We start from the raw sequence: 13,050 nt of genomic DNA, 5'->3' as shown, positions 1-13,050 counted from the left end.
TTTAAATCTCAAAATTTTTTTAATTTTACTTGATTTTCTTATAGTTAAATACCTCGCAGTTTATTGTAGCGTAAATTTTATATGGATGGAACGTATCTGCAGTGATTTATAAATTGGTGTAAAATAGTGGCGAGGTAAACATATGGCAAAAAAAGAAGTGAAGACAAATGTGATGCGGCTTTTGGATGCGGAAGGAATTACGTATCAGGAACATACCTATGATGTAAGTGATGGTTTATTGGATGGTGTTTCGGTTGCCCAAAAATGTGGAGAAGATCCAGAACAGGTCTTTAAGACATTAGTGACGAAGGGTGATGATGGCAATCATTACGTATTTGTAATTCCAGTAAAAGAGAAACTGGATTTAAAGGCTTGTGCGCGTGCGGTTGGTGTAAAGAGTGTAGCGATGTTACCGCAGAAGGAACTATTAAAGACAACGGGTTATGTCCATGGTGGTTGTTCACCAATTGGAATGAAGAAATTATTTGTGACTGTTTATGATGAAACAGTCGTACTTTTTGATACGATTCTTGTATCAGGTGGCAAGATAGGAACGCAGATTGAGATTGCCCCAGATGATATTATCAAGATTACAGAGGGTAAGGTTGCAGGATTAATTCAATAAAGAAACAGCGGGAAACTTATTTGGCTTTCCGCTGTTTTATCAGATAAGTGATTAGAAATCCGAAACCATATCCGCACATATCGATGATACAGTCACGTAGTTCGGCTGATCTTCCAGGTGTAAAGTATTGAATTCCTTCATCAATTATTGGTACAAGTATCATCCACAGGATGATGACTCGTTTTTGTTGGCGCTCCTCGATGGTATGAGAACTAACGGTTGATACCAAAATACCGAGTAGAGCGTATTCACTAAAATGGGCAAATTTACGGATTAGAGTGTGGAATAGCTTGAATGGTATGAAATGAAGAAATTGTAAGTGATCATAGATACGATAGCTTAATGTTTCACTTAGATTTGCGGATACTTTCCCAGTTTGTGCTGAGTTGTGAAATATCCAAAGTGTGTATGCGATTACGATAGTCCATAGGATTATCTTTTTTATACGTTTATCCCTCATTAGCCATTCTCCATATTGTATTTCCTATGATATAATACCTTCCATGAATAAGAAAAGTGTAATCAATTTTTTGATGGTTTTAGCTGGAACGTTCTTATTGTCTATGTCAGTAGAATTTTTTATTTTACCGTACAATATTCTTTCCGGTGGCGTCGCTGGTCTTGCGGTTGCCTTTGAGCCATTCTTCCATATAGATAAGACCTTGTTTGCGAACTCTGCAGTGATTGGTTTCCTAATTTTAGGAGCAGTTATCCTGGGTAAGGAATTTGCCTTAACAACGATGTTATCTTCACTTGCCTATCCAGTATTCAACAACTTACTGATTAAGGTTCCAAATCCAATCACTGTTGATCCAATACTAGCTGCTTTATATGCAGGACTCCTTGGTGGTACTGGTATTGGTATTGTGATGAGAGCAGGGTCTAGTACAGGTGGTATGGATATACCGGCCTTGATTTTACATAAGTTTACAGGTGTACAAATTTCGGTTTTGGTTATTATTATTGATACTTTAACGGTTGGATTAGGTATTGCGGCGTATGGCATTAACTCTGCACTACTTGGTCTAGTGTCCGTGTTTGCGTCTGGCTTTGCGATTGGAAAGGTGCTGAGTGCTGGACAAGGTGCGAATGCCAAGTCTGTACATATTATTTCCAGTCATTGGGAAGAATTACGAGATGCAATCTATCAGGAGCTCAATCGTGGTGTTACGATTTTAGATGGTCGTGGTGGATTTAACAGTGAAACAAAGAATGTTGTGTTGGTCGTTGTATCAACACGTCAATATGCAAGCTTGATTTCATTAATTAATCGAATTGATCCAAAAGCGTTCGTAATTACAAACGACGCGTCTGATATGCATGGTGAAGGTTTCACCTACGCTTCATCCAATATTTAACAGAATGTGATAAAATTATTGCGCAGTATTTCACAAGTAAGGAGGTACCCTTATGATTCAATGCACCCATGTTTACAAACGATATAAAAATGGTACAAATGCACTGTATGATATAAATTTATCAGTTGATCAGGGCGAATTTGTTTACGTCATTGGGCCAACTGGTTCTGGTAAGTCTACTTTGATTAAGTTGATGGATGCGGAAGAAATGTGTACAAAAGGCAATGTCAAAGTTGTCGGTATTGATGTTGGTGAACTATCCAAACGACAGATTCCTATCTATCGCCGTAATATCGGTGTTGTATTCCAGGATTATAAATTATTACCACATTTGACAGTGTTTGAGAATATCGCATATGCCCTTGAGGTTATCGGTATGAAGAAGGCACAGATTCGTAAGCGTACGATTGAAGTGATGAAAGTCGTTGGATTAAGTGAGAAAGGTAATTCTTTCCCAAAGGAATTATCTGGTGGACAGCAGCAGCGTGTAGCGATTGCGCGTGCAATTGCGAACCGTCCTAAGGTACTGATTGCGGATGAGCCTACTGGTAACTTGGATCCAGCAAAATCAGATGAAATTATGGACTTACTACAAGAAATTAATCAGCGCTATGGTACAACAGTTGTCATGGTTACCCATGATATTACGCTTGTAAATAAGTATCGTAAGCGTACGATTGTTTTGGAACAAGGACACATTGTGGCTGACCGTTCCGAAGGAGGTTATGTTCGTCATGATTAGACCAATTCGTGAAGGTATCCGTGGTGTTGGTAGACACTGGGCAATGTCTCTTTCGAGTGCAATTGCAGTTACAGTAACACTAATGATTATTAGCTTGTTCTTGGTATTAAGTTATCACTTAGAACAATTTACACGTTCAGTAGAGTCTTCTGTCGAAATCTCTGTTATGGTGGCATATGATGCGGAATCTGCGTCTAGCTTAAAGCAGATTGAAACAGCAATCTCTGCCATTGATGGTGTTGAAAGAGTATCCTATTCTTCAAAAGATGATGAGTTGAAATATTACATCAATAGTTTTGAGGATGAGCGTACAAGAGCGGTATTTGAGCCATTTAAGGCAGATAACCCTATGCATGACGCCTACTACGTAGAAACAAAGAATGGTGCAAATCTTGAAAAGATTGCTAAGGAAATCGAAAAGATTACTGGGGTTGATCGTGTTAACTATGGTGGACAAAGTACACTGAATATGGTTGATGCGATGTCATCCATTCGCCGCTTTGGTGGTATCCTAGTCGCTGCGTTAACGCTACTTGCAATCTTCTTAATTCAAAATACAATCAAACTTACAATTTATGCACGTAAAGATGAAATTACGATCATGAAACATGTAGGTGCGACAAATGGATTTATTCGTGCTCCTTTCCTTTGGGAAGGTATTATTACAGGTATTCTAGGTGCGATCATTCCGATTGGCCTAACGGTTTGGGGTTACATCGTGATTTTTGAAAAGACGTCTGGTGTATTAATCTCTAATATGTTCCGTTTAGAGAAAGCATTCCCATTTTTATACTATGTTTCAGGTATCTTATTATTAGTTGGCATTCTTGTTGGTCTTTTCGGAAGCTGGCTCTCCGTTACGAAGTATTTGAGGGATAAGCGATGAAAAAACTAGCGAAGATTTGTTTGTGTCTATTAATGGCAATGATTATGGTTGGAAACCAATCTAGTACCGTTATTGCGGATGAAGATTATTCCAACTCTGAATATTGGTTGAATCGCTGTACAAACTACGGTAAAGATGATGCCAGTGCATGTGAAGCATATAAAGCTTACTTAGAGTCTCAGAATGCAGAAATGAGTCAACAGATTGAGGCTTGGAAGGCACAAAAGGCTGATATGGAAGCCAATATTACAAAGTATGCGGCGAAGATTTCAGAGTATCAGATTCAAATCGATACAAAGCAAGCTGAAATTACGCAGAAAGAAGCTGAAATTGACGCAAAGCAAAAAGAAATTGACTATAAGCAAGCAGAGATTGAACAAAACCAACAAACTGCAGATAAACTACAAGATAAAGTAAAGACACGTATGGTGTTAAATCAACCTACGATGCGTACAAATCAATATATTGATATTTTGATGGGTGCGAATAACTTTACAGATTTTATCCGTATTGCGAATGGTTTAAGTACTATTTCTCAATATGATAAGAAGACTTTGAATGAACTTGTTCAGATTATCGCAACATTAAATAAACAAAAAGAAGAGCTTGTTGTTGCGAAGAATGAACTTGAAATTCAAAAACAAGAGAAGCAAGCACAACAAAAGGAACTAATCACATTACAGACTTATGTGCAGATTGCCCAAGAAGCAGCGCAGAAGACTGCAGCTGCACTTCGTGGGTCTATTGAGACTAAGAACTCTGATATTGCACAAAACAACGCATTAATGGCAGGTATCACTGCTCAGATTGAGGCGATTCCAACAACAAATGGTTGGACTTATCCAGTTGATGGCGCTTGGCGTAGTGCTGGTACTTGGTCTTACCCAGATGGTAGTATTCACTTGGGATATGACTTTGCGGCTGGTTATGGTGCGACAATTCGTGCAGTCGCCAATGGTGTTGTATTAAGAGGTGTTAATGGCTGTCCAACAGTAGGTTACTTGGGTGATAGTTGCGGCTATCAGTTTGGTGGTGCTTCCTATTCTGGTAACCAGGTTATCTTACTTGTAACGGTAAATGGTAGCTTGTATGGTGTGGATTATTTCCATATGACATTAAATACACCGGCAGCGACAGGTACGATTGTAAATGCAGGTGATGTCATTGGACAGGTAGGTTCTTCCGGTAATACAACTGGACCACACTGTCACGTGGAAATATTCTATCTAGGAGATGCATCTAACTTTGCGTATTACGCAGCCAACTGGAATGGTGACGTAAGTTTTGGTGCAGGTTGGACTGGTGGAAGATACGGCTTATATGGCAGACGTTGCAGTGATGGCGTTGGTGCTCCATGTCGTATTCAACCTGAAGAAGTATTTGGTTATTAAAAATATCATCAAAGAGTCTCTTCTAAAATGGAGACTCTTTTTAGAAAGATAGAGGCAGTGAAATGGACGAAAACAAAGAAGAATTAAAGAACGATGAAAAAGTATATAGTATTCCTTTCCGTCGTCATTTATGGCCAGAAGAAGTGGCTTTAAAACAAGAACAAAAGAAAGTAAAGCGTCTACGCATTCTCTTGGTAGCGTTTGTGGTGGTTGCCTTAGTTGGTGGTTGGTTACTTGGTTCCGTGTTACCGCTATCTTCCTTGGCTCCTACACGCAAGAACGTTGTAAATAATCTTCCTTTAAATTCTGATGAGAAAATCAACGGAGTTTTACAGGTGATGGAGAATGATTGGTTTTTTGCAGACCAGGTAGAAAATATCAATACACAATTAACAGATCAGGCCCTAAAGGGTATTACAACCAATGAGATTGACAAGCATACTGAATACATGACTGCAGATGAGATGAAGAAGTTTACAGATTCAATTAATCGTAATTATGTTGGGATAGGTGTGCAGTTCTTGCAAGCCAATGGCATTAATATCATTGAGCGTGTCTTCCGTAATTCACCAGCAGATAAGGCAGGTGTAAAAGCTGGAGACATCATGAATAAAGTCAATGGAGAATCACTGGCTGGTAAGACAACCGAAGAAATAAAGAATCTAGTTCAGGGTGATAGTGGTACGGATGTGACAATTGAATTTATCCGTCAGGAACAACCTCTCGAGATTACGATCACACGTGCAGCTGTCAGTGCAACTGCATTTGGTGAGATTCTCAGTGATAATACTGGTTACTTACAGATTTACCAGTTTGGCGAAAATACAACCAATGAAGTAAAGGCATACCTCGATGATTTTAAGAATGCGAATGTATCAAATATCGTGATTGATTTACGTGATAATGGTGGCGGTTATCTAACTGCACTACAGGGTATTGCGTCATACTTCTTGCCAAAGGATACACTTGCGATGAAGCAGGTTTATGCGGATGGTACAACAGAAGAAATCCGTACAACGGATGGTATGTATGACAATATCAAGAAGATAGCTATCTTAGTGAATAAGAATACAGCGAGTGCTTCTGAAGTATTAACAATGGCGCTTAAGGAACAGCACAAGGATGTAACCGTACTTGGTGTTACAAGTTATGGTAAGGGTACAGTGCAGGTGTCTCGCGTATTCAAAGATGGCTCAGCACTCAAGTACACTACATCAAAATGGACTTCTCCAAATGATGTTTGGGTGAATGGTGTTGGTATTACACCAGATATCGAAGTGAAGTTACATGAAGTGATGTACACTACACTACCAAAGATGAATGATACGGATCACTACGCTTATGATAGTGTTGGTGAACCTGTGAAATTCGCCCAACTATGTTTGGATTATCTAGGGTATAACGTTGGTCGTACTGATGGTTATTTCTCTTCTCAAACAGAAGAGGCATTACGTCAGTTTGAAACAGACAAAGGTATTACAGTAGATGGTGTATTAGACAAAGAAACATTTGGTGTACTCTATAGTGCTGTCGTATTAGATTGGAATACAACAAAGACACACGACGTTCAACTACAGAAAGCACAGGAAGTCCTAAATGGATGAGCGTAAGTTTGAACTTGTATCACCATTTAAGCCTACGGGAGATCAACCAAAGGCGATTGCGGAACTAGTTGCTGGCCTGCATGCAGGTAAGAAAGAACAGGTTCTAGAGGGTGCTACTGGTACTGGTAAAACATTTACCATGGCGAATATTATTGCCCAGATGAATCGTCCAACACTTGTGTTTTCACACAATAAAACATTGGCAGGGCAGTTATATTCAGAGTTTAAAGAATTATTTCCACATAATCGTGTAGAGTTCTTCGTATCAAACTTTGATTACTATCAACCGGAGGCGTACATGCCTAAGAGTGATATGTATATTGAAAAGACAGCTGCGATTAATGAAGAGTTGGATATGTTTCGTGAGTCTACTTTGAATTCTCTGCTGGAAAGAAGAGATACGATTGTAGTCGCATCTGTTGCATGTATCTATGCGGCCAGTGACCCTGTTGAGTATAAGAATATGTTCTATACAATACGTGTAGGGGAAAGCATTGATCGCAATGATTTGATGCGTCGTTTGATTGAACTACAGTACTCACGTAATGACGTTGATCAAACAAGAGGTACGATACGTGTACGTGGAGATATTATTGATTTAACACCATCTTATACAAATGAATTTAATATTCGTATTGAGATGTTTGGTGAAGAGATTGAACGTATTACTGAGATTGATCCTTTGACAGGAAAGACCATGAATGCATACCAGTTCTATAATATCTTCCCGGCGAGTGGTTATGCTCGTTCAAAGGAGACGATGTTAAGAGCGTGTGATGCGATTGAAGCAGAACTTGAAGATCGACTCGAGTATTTCCGTCAAAAGGGAAAGCCACTTGAAGCAGAGCGCTTAGAACAGCGTACACGTTTTGATCTAGAAGCTCTAAGAGAGAATGGATACTGCTCTGGTATTGAAAACTATTCTATGCATATCGATGGTAGAAAAGTAGGACAGCGTCCATGGAATCTCTTTGATTATTTCCCTAAGGATTTCTTATTGTTTGTGGATGAATCACACGTATCCTTACCACAGGTAAGGGGTATGTATAACGGTGATCGCCAACGTAAAGAAGTATTGGTGGAATATGGGTTCCGTTTACCATCAGCACTAGAAAATCGTCCGATGAAATTTGATGAATTCCTGTCGATGATGAATCAGGTTGTATATTGTTCCGCAACACCTGGTGACTTTGAATTAGAAGCTGTGGATCACCATGTAACAGAACAGATTATTCGTCCAACGGGATTACTCGATCCAAAGATTACTGTCAAACCAACCAAGGGACAGATTGATGATATCTGTGAGGCACTGGATGCTAGACTTAAACGCAATGAGCGTGTGTTAATTACAACATTAACCGTACGCATGGCAGAAGATTTAACAGCGTACCTCAAAGAACGTGGTTATAAGATTGCACATTTACACCATGAGACAAAGACGTTAGAACGTACGGAAGTCATTCGTGATTTACGTTTGGGAAAGGTTGATGCGATTGTCGGTATTAACTTGCTGCGTGAAGGTTTGGATATTCCAGAAGTATCTCTAGTATGTATCTTAGATGCGGACAAGGAAGGTTTCTTACGTAGCCATCGTTCCTTAATACAGACGATAGGACGTGCGGCACGTAATGCGAATGGTGAAGTATACATGTACGCAGATGTTATGACAGATTCCATGCGTTACGCAATCAATGAAACAGAACGTCGTCGTAAGATTCAGGAAGCGTACAACGCAGAACATGGCATCATTCCTACAACGGTTAAGAAGAATGTTGAAGAAGCGATTCGAGGTAAAGAGACCAAAGAAATGGCTGCGAAATACATGCAGAAGAAAGCGAAACTTTCTCAGAAAGATAAGGCAAAACTTATTGCAGATATGGAAGTTGAAATGCGTGAGGCAGCCGCAAGTCTAAACTTCGAAAGAGCAGCTGAACTTCGCGATATTCTCTTTGAATTAAAATCGGAGTAAATGATGAAAACAGATACTATGCAAGATGAACCAAAACTGATTTTGACATATCCACATAAGACGATACTAAATTGGATAGCCTTTGTGACGATTATATCGTTTTCTTTGATTGTGATGTGGATATTAAAAAATTTGATTCATGACGGAACGGATGAATCAGGCAGGATGATTATTGTTATTGCGCTTGTTTGTATACCACTACTTCTTTGTTTGTTAGTTTGTTATTTCTATCTGAATGCAGTGAAATTAGAAATTGATAAAAACAACTATTTAAAATACTATACTTACGGAAGTAGAGGACATAGTGTATTGCATTTTCGCTTTACACTGGAAGATATCCAAGAAATAAAAGGAAGTAAACTTCCACTTGGTTGTTCAAAGGTAACGATGAAAATCAAGAATCCTATCTTTTGTGGATTTTGTGAGAAGAAGATAGATAAGCAAATAAATGTCAGCATCATCGCTGAAAAAGAGAAAGTAGATTTTTTCATCCAAGAGTTTTTGAATCAACATTCAGATAAAGTCTAGGTTTTAGATGTTAAGAAAAATACTGTAAAAAATGTTCCTGCATAGGGAGCATTTTTTTATAGTTCGAGTATAATAGAGTAGACGTACGAGGTACAGACTATGGATTATACAAAGTTATTAGCACAAAGAGCAGTAGATATGAAACCGTCAGGAATTCGTAAGTTCTTCGACCTGGTTGCGGAAATACCTGATTGCATTTCACTGAGTGTTGGTGAGCCTGATTTTAAGACACCATGGGATATTCGTGATGCGGCAATTCATACGATTGAACAAGGCAAAACACAATACACGACCAACGCAGGTTTAAAGGAGTTGCGTCTTGCGATTCGTGAATATCTACTTCGTAAATACAATCTGGATTATGACATTGATCAGATGATTACGACTGTAGGCGCAAGTGAAGGAATTGACCTCGTATTCCGCACAATCGTAGAAGAAGGTGACGAAGTCATCTTGCCAGATCCAGGATACGTTACGTATCAACCAACAGCCACTTTTGCAGGAGCGAATATCAAGTATGTAAAAGCGAAAGTAGAGAATGATTTTAGAATCCAAGCCACAGATATTAAGGCTGCGATTACAGATAAGACAAAGGCAATCCTATTGTCTTATCCAAATAACCCAACTGGTGCGACACTATCTCGTAAAGAGATGGAAGAAATCGCGGAAGTATTGCGTGATACAAATATTCTTGTCATCTCCGATGAAATTTATTCAGAACTGATCTATGGAGATGGAGAGTTTACATCCTTTGCGTCAATTCCAGGAATGAAAGAAAGAACAATCGTTCTAAATGGTTTCTCGAAGACCTTCTCTATGACAGGTTGGCGTTTAGGATATGTTCTTGGCCCAAAGGAAATTATTACGGTGATGTTAAAGGTACATCAGAATTGTGTTATGGCAGCTCCTACTGTGAGCCAATATGCCGCAATTACAGCACTACGTGATTGTGATAGGGATGTAGAGGAGATGCGTAAGCAATATGATATGCGTCGTCAGTATTGTGTACGTAAGCTCAATGAAATGGGATTAGAAACATTTGAACCAAAGGGTGCCTTCTATGTCTTCCCAAATATTTCTAGTCTTGGTATGACGAGTGATGAGTTCTGTGAGAAATTATTGAATGAACAACATGTCGCAATTATTCCTGGAACTGCGTTTGGTGAAAGTGGACAGGGTTTTGCGAGAATTAGTTATGCGTATAGTATTGAACACTTGCAAGAAGCGATGAGACGTATTGCACAGTTTATAAAGAATCACAAAGGAGAAAAATAAAATGGACAATTTAAAGTTAATTGATTTACTTGTACAAAATCCACGTGCAAGTATTACAGATTTAGCAGATATTCTTGGTGAAACAGAAGAATCTGTTAACAGTGCAAAGAAAGAACTAGAAGAGAAGAAAATTATCTGTGGCTACCACACAATGGTGAATTGGGACAAGGCAAATATCGACCATGTGGATGCGATGATTGGCGTTAGCGCAAAGCCAGAACGTGGTAGTGGCTATGATAAGATTGCGGAAAGAATTGCACACTTCCCAGAAGTAAGTAGTCTATTCCTGATGAGCGGTAACTCTGAATTCTTAGTAAATGTAAATGGTAAGACAATGCGTGAGGTCGCTGACTTCGTTGGTGAAAAGTTAGCACCAATCGAAGGTGTTGCGGCAACAGTTACAATGTTTGTACTAAAGAAGTATAAGGTAAATGGTGTTACCATGGATCTGCATAGCGAAGCAGGCGATGAAAGAATGCCAGTATCCGCATAAAAAGCGAATAAAAGTTCTTTATATTCAGCAGAGTAATCATGATAGCTATGGCGTAGAATATCAATTCCATGTCTATCAACTAACCTGATGAGATATAAAATATTGGCTTGTATAATTTTCCATTTTAACTGAAGTTGTGAAAGTGAAAATCCATATTTGCGTTCATTGTAGATCTGGACTTTGTCTTTAAATGTAAATTTCATAATAAAAGTGAACCTCCTAAGTTGTTGTCCAACTTTTGGGGTTCACTTCAATTAAAGGGCACTTTCGTTAAAAGTGAGCTTTCACTGAAAATTGAGCAATATAAAACACGCTCTTCCAGCAAACATGTCGTGATACCAATCAACTACGATTGGCTCGAAGGCAGAAGATACGAAGACTATATCGAACGCATCGAGAATGAAGATGTTTCCATCAACAAATGGCAAATGGACATGATACTCGACAAGCAAGGTAATGATGAGAAATGTATCCTCTCACTCTTGCATACAAGATTGAATCTCCAGCTATATTATCTGTTAAAGGAGAAAAGCATGTTGGCTGTCCAGCATGCATTCGAAATAATCAAGGATGTCCTTGGTCCAGAACTATTTTCTATGACCTTCCCAATTATTCTTACCGACAATGGCTCTGAGTTCCATGATCCTCTAAGTCCAGAGACCGATGCATATACGGGAGAAAAACTAATATCCATCTACTACTGCAAGGCCAGAAGAAGTAATCAGAAAGGTAAATGTAAGAAGAACCATGAACACTTTAGAGAATGTGTTCCAAAGGGAAAGAGTATGAATGCATTGACCCAGAAGGACATCAACTATGTGTCTGACATGGTAAACAATTACTCTCGTAAGTCCTTAAACTACAATTCACCTATCTATATCGCTACTCTATCACTAAACAAAAAGGTGTTAAGTCTTAACAAGTTGACCCATCTCAACATAGAACAAGTTAAGCTTACACCAATCATCCACTAGACAATCTGGCACATATCCCCGACCTACAAAAAGGATTTTTCGAGGAGAAAAATTTAAACCATCATTGAAAGCCGAGCTTTCGTATGCCTAAATCGCCTGTCTATATATTCAATATCACAAAATATCTTATAAGTACACTATTACAGTAAAATATTTCCTCTCTTAATCCCTAGAAATAGGGAACTTTCATTGAAAAGGAACTTTCGTTAAAAATTGAACTATTTTATTCTAAATTCTAGAAGTAACAAAATAATAGTTTAGTTGGTTGTATCAACTTAAATTTATTCCATTCTGTTTAATATATACATTTAAAGTGTTTCTATGTACGTCAAGTATCTTTGCGATTTTACTTTTCGATAATCCTTTCTCATGCAATTCAATAATAGTTTTTTCTTTGCCAGTCAATTTATAATGAGTAGACTTTTTTCCTTTTGGCCTGCCCAATTGCACCCCTTCCGCTTTTTTACGGGCTAGCGCTTCCTTGGTTCTCTGGCTTATTAAGTTTCTCTCTATTTCCGCACTTAGTCCAAATGCGAATGCTAGTACTTTAGAGGTAAGATCTTCTCCTAATTTATATCCATCTTTTATCGTCCAAACTTTAATTTCATTTTCCATGCAATAATTTAATATCGACATTATCATAAACATATTTCTCCCTAGTCTAGACAGCTCTGCACAAATAATAATATCTCCTTTTTTTACTTTACCTAACAATTTTCCTAACTTTCTTTCATCAACTTTTTTTGTACCAGAAATCGTCTCTTCAATCCAAGAAGCCACCAATAAATTTCTTTCTTTACAATAGTTTTCGATTTCAAATCTTTGATTTTCAATAGTCTGTTTATCAGTACTCACTCTTATATATCCATAAATCATATTAAATTCCTCCTTTTATGGTGACATATAAACGAGCGATTATATAAAGCAAAATAGCTTTGAAACATCATTTAACAATTCCGAAAACTGGGTTATTTTAAATCCTATTGAACTTTCTATAAAGAAAAAGATAGAACAATATGGAACTAAACTACAAGATTGGAACCTATCAATTAATAGAGGAATTCTTACAGGCTATAATGACGCTTTCGTTATAGATGAAGCAACAAAGAATTCATTAATAACAGCAGACCCCAAATCCGCTGAATTAATTCGACCAATTTTAAGAGGCAAAGATATAAAACGCTATACTTATAACTATGCAAATT

At 38.1% G+C, this 13,050-nt stretch carries 13 protein-coding genes; 11 read left to right on the top strand and 2 right to left on the bottom strand.

Translation table 11 applies throughout. The annotated features are described in order from the left end of the window. Window positions 1-142 precede the first annotated feature (142 nt). Window positions 143-625 (top strand): Cys-tRNA(Pro) deacylase, encoded by a 483-nt coding sequence (gene ybaK / locus RYK16_RS08095; protein WP_314851750.1) that lies wholly within the window; start codon window positions 143-145, stop codon window positions 623-625. Between the two features lie 16 nt (window positions 626-641). Here the strand turns inward: ybaK and RYK16_RS08090 are convergent, their stop codons facing one another. Further along, on the bottom strand, window positions 642-1,085 hold the full coding sequence (locus tag RYK16_RS08090; protein WP_314851749.1) for a VanZ family protein: 444 nt from the start codon (window positions 1,083-1,085) through the stop codon (window positions 642-644). Window positions 1,086-1,128: 43 nt separating this feature from the next. Between RYK16_RS08090 and RYK16_RS08085 the strand changes: the two genes are divergently transcribed. From RYK16_RS08085 to RYK16_RS08040, 10 genes are all read left to right on the top strand, one after another. Continuing rightward, window positions 1,129-1,983 (top strand): YitT family protein, encoded by an 855-nt coding sequence (locus tag RYK16_RS08085; RefSeq protein WP_314851748.1) that lies wholly within the window; start codon window positions 1,129-1,131, stop codon window positions 1,981-1,983. A 52-nt stretch (window positions 1,984-2,035) separates the two neighbouring features. Continuing rightward, a complete protein-coding gene (gene ftsE / locus RYK16_RS08080; RefSeq protein WP_314851747.1) occupies window positions 2,036-2,725 on the top strand; it encodes a cell division ATP-binding protein FtsE in 690 nt (229 codons plus the stop codon). Continuing rightward, on the top strand, window positions 2,718-3,611 hold the full coding sequence (gene ftsX / locus RYK16_RS08075) for a permease-like cell division protein FtsX (RefSeq protein ID WP_314851746.1): 894 nt from the start codon (window positions 2,718-2,720) through the stop codon (window positions 3,609-3,611). The genes ftsE and ftsX overlap by 8 nt, the downstream gene beginning before the upstream one ends. Then, a complete protein-coding gene (locus RYK16_RS08070) occupies window positions 3,608-5,002 on the top strand; it encodes a peptidoglycan DD-metalloendopeptidase family protein (protein ID WP_314851745.1) in 1,395 nt (464 codons plus the stop codon). The genes ftsX and RYK16_RS08070 overlap by 4 nt, the downstream gene beginning before the upstream one ends. 62 nt (window positions 5,003-5,064) lie before the next feature. After that, window positions 5,065-6,606 carry a S41 family peptidase gene (locus RYK16_RS08065; protein WP_314851744.1) on the top strand — a complete coding sequence of 514 codons (1,542 nt, stop codon included), beginning with the start codon at window positions 5,065-5,067 and terminating at the stop codon, window positions 6,604-6,606. Then, window positions 6,599-8,575, top strand: coding sequence for an excinuclease ABC subunit UvrB (gene uvrB / locus RYK16_RS08060; protein WP_314851743.1), 1,977 nt, complete (start codon window positions 6,599-6,601; stop codon window positions 8,573-8,575). Before RYK16_RS08065 ends, uvrB begins: the two co-directional genes overlap by 8 nt. A gap of 3 nt (window positions 8,576-8,578) precedes the next feature. Beyond that, entirely contained in the window at window positions 8,579-9,103 is a 525-nt protein-coding gene (locus tag RYK16_RS08055) for a hypothetical protein (RefSeq protein WP_314851742.1), read from the top strand. A 99-nt stretch (window positions 9,104-9,202) separates the two neighbouring features. Beyond that, window positions 9,203-10,378: an aminotransferase class I/II-fold pyridoxal phosphate-dependent enzyme gene (locus RYK16_RS08050; protein WP_314851741.1), complete on the top strand. Its 1,176-nt coding sequence runs from the start codon at window positions 9,203-9,205 to the stop codon at window positions 10,376-10,378. Window position 10,379: 1 nt separating this feature from the next. Then, entirely contained in the window at window positions 10,380-10,871 is a 492-nt protein-coding gene (locus RYK16_RS08045) for an Lrp/AsnC family transcriptional regulator (RefSeq protein ID WP_314674423.1), read from the top strand. 533 nt (window positions 10,872-11,404) lie between these two features. After that, the gene (locus RYK16_RS08040) at window positions 11,405-11,845 is read left to right on the top strand and encodes a hypothetical protein (RefSeq protein ID WP_314851739.1); all 441 of its coding nucleotides are present in this window, start codon (window positions 11,405-11,407) and stop codon (window positions 11,843-11,845) included. Between the two features lie 270 nt (window positions 11,846-12,115). Here RYK16_RS08040 and RYK16_RS08035 read toward each other — a convergent pair whose 3' ends face one another. Further along, on the bottom strand, window positions 12,116-12,721 hold the full coding sequence (locus RYK16_RS08035) for a master DNA invertase Mpi family serine-type recombinase (protein WP_314851738.1): 606 nt from the start codon (window positions 12,719-12,721) through the stop codon (window positions 12,116-12,118). Window positions 12,722-13,050 lie beyond the last annotated feature (329 nt).

It is taken from the genome of uncultured Solobacterium sp. (genome assembly GCF_963550625.1).
Classification (GTDB): Bacteria; Bacillota_I; Bacilli_A; order Erysipelotrichales; family Erysipelotrichaceae; genus Bulleidia.
Note: the sequence above shows the minus strand (reverse complement) of the source record. Positions and strands in the feature narration are given on the sequence as shown.

What these genes read in the sequence shown, in the direction of transcription:
- RYK16_RS08070 (WP_314851745.1), top strand. Translation starts at nt 3,608, where the DNA reads ATGAAAAAACTAGCGAAGATTTGTTTGTGTCTATTAATGGCAATGATT.
- RYK16_RS08045 (WP_314674423.1), top strand. Translation starts at nt 10,380, where the DNA reads ATGGACAATTTAAAGTTAATTGATTTACTTGTACAAAATCCACGTGCA.
- RYK16_RS08055 (WP_314851742.1), top strand. Translation starts at nt 8,579, where the DNA reads ATGAAAACAGATACTATGCAAGATGAACCAAAACTGATTTTGACATAT.
- ftsE (WP_314851747.1), top strand. Translation starts at nt 2,036, where the DNA reads ATGATTCAATGCACCCATGTTTACAAACGATATAAAAATGGTACAAAT.
- RYK16_RS08050 (WP_314851741.1), top strand. Translation starts at nt 9,203, where the DNA reads ATGGATTATACAAAGTTATTAGCACAAAGAGCAGTAGATATGAAACCG.
- RYK16_RS08085 (WP_314851748.1), top strand. Translation starts at nt 1,129, where the DNA reads ATGAATAAGAAAAGTGTAATCAATTTTTTGATGGTTTTAGCTGGAACG.
- RYK16_RS08040 (WP_314851739.1), top strand. Translation starts at nt 11,405, where the DNA reads ATGTTGGCTGTCCAGCATGCATTCGAAATAATCAAGGATGTCCTTGGT.
- RYK16_RS08090 (WP_314851749.1), bottom strand. Translation starts at nt 1,085, where the DNA reads ATGAGGGATAAACGTATAAAAAAGATAATCCTATGGACTATCGTAATC.
- uvrB (WP_314851743.1), top strand. Translation starts at nt 6,599, where the DNA reads ATGGATGAGCGTAAGTTTGAACTTGTATCACCATTTAAGCCTACGGGA.
- ftsX (WP_314851746.1), top strand. Translation starts at nt 2,718, where the DNA reads ATGATTAGACCAATTCGTGAAGGTATCCGTGGTGTTGGTAGACACTGG.
- RYK16_RS08035 (WP_314851738.1), bottom strand. Translation starts at nt 12,721, where the DNA reads ATGATTTATGGATATATAAGAGTGAGTACTGATAAACAGACTATTGAA.
- RYK16_RS08065 (WP_314851744.1), top strand. Translation starts at nt 5,065, where the DNA reads ATGGACGAAAACAAAGAAGAATTAAAGAACGATGAAAAAGTATATAGT.
- ybaK (WP_314851750.1), top strand. Translation starts at nt 143, where the DNA reads ATGGCAAAAAAAGAAGTGAAGACAAATGTGATGCGGCTTTTGGATGCG.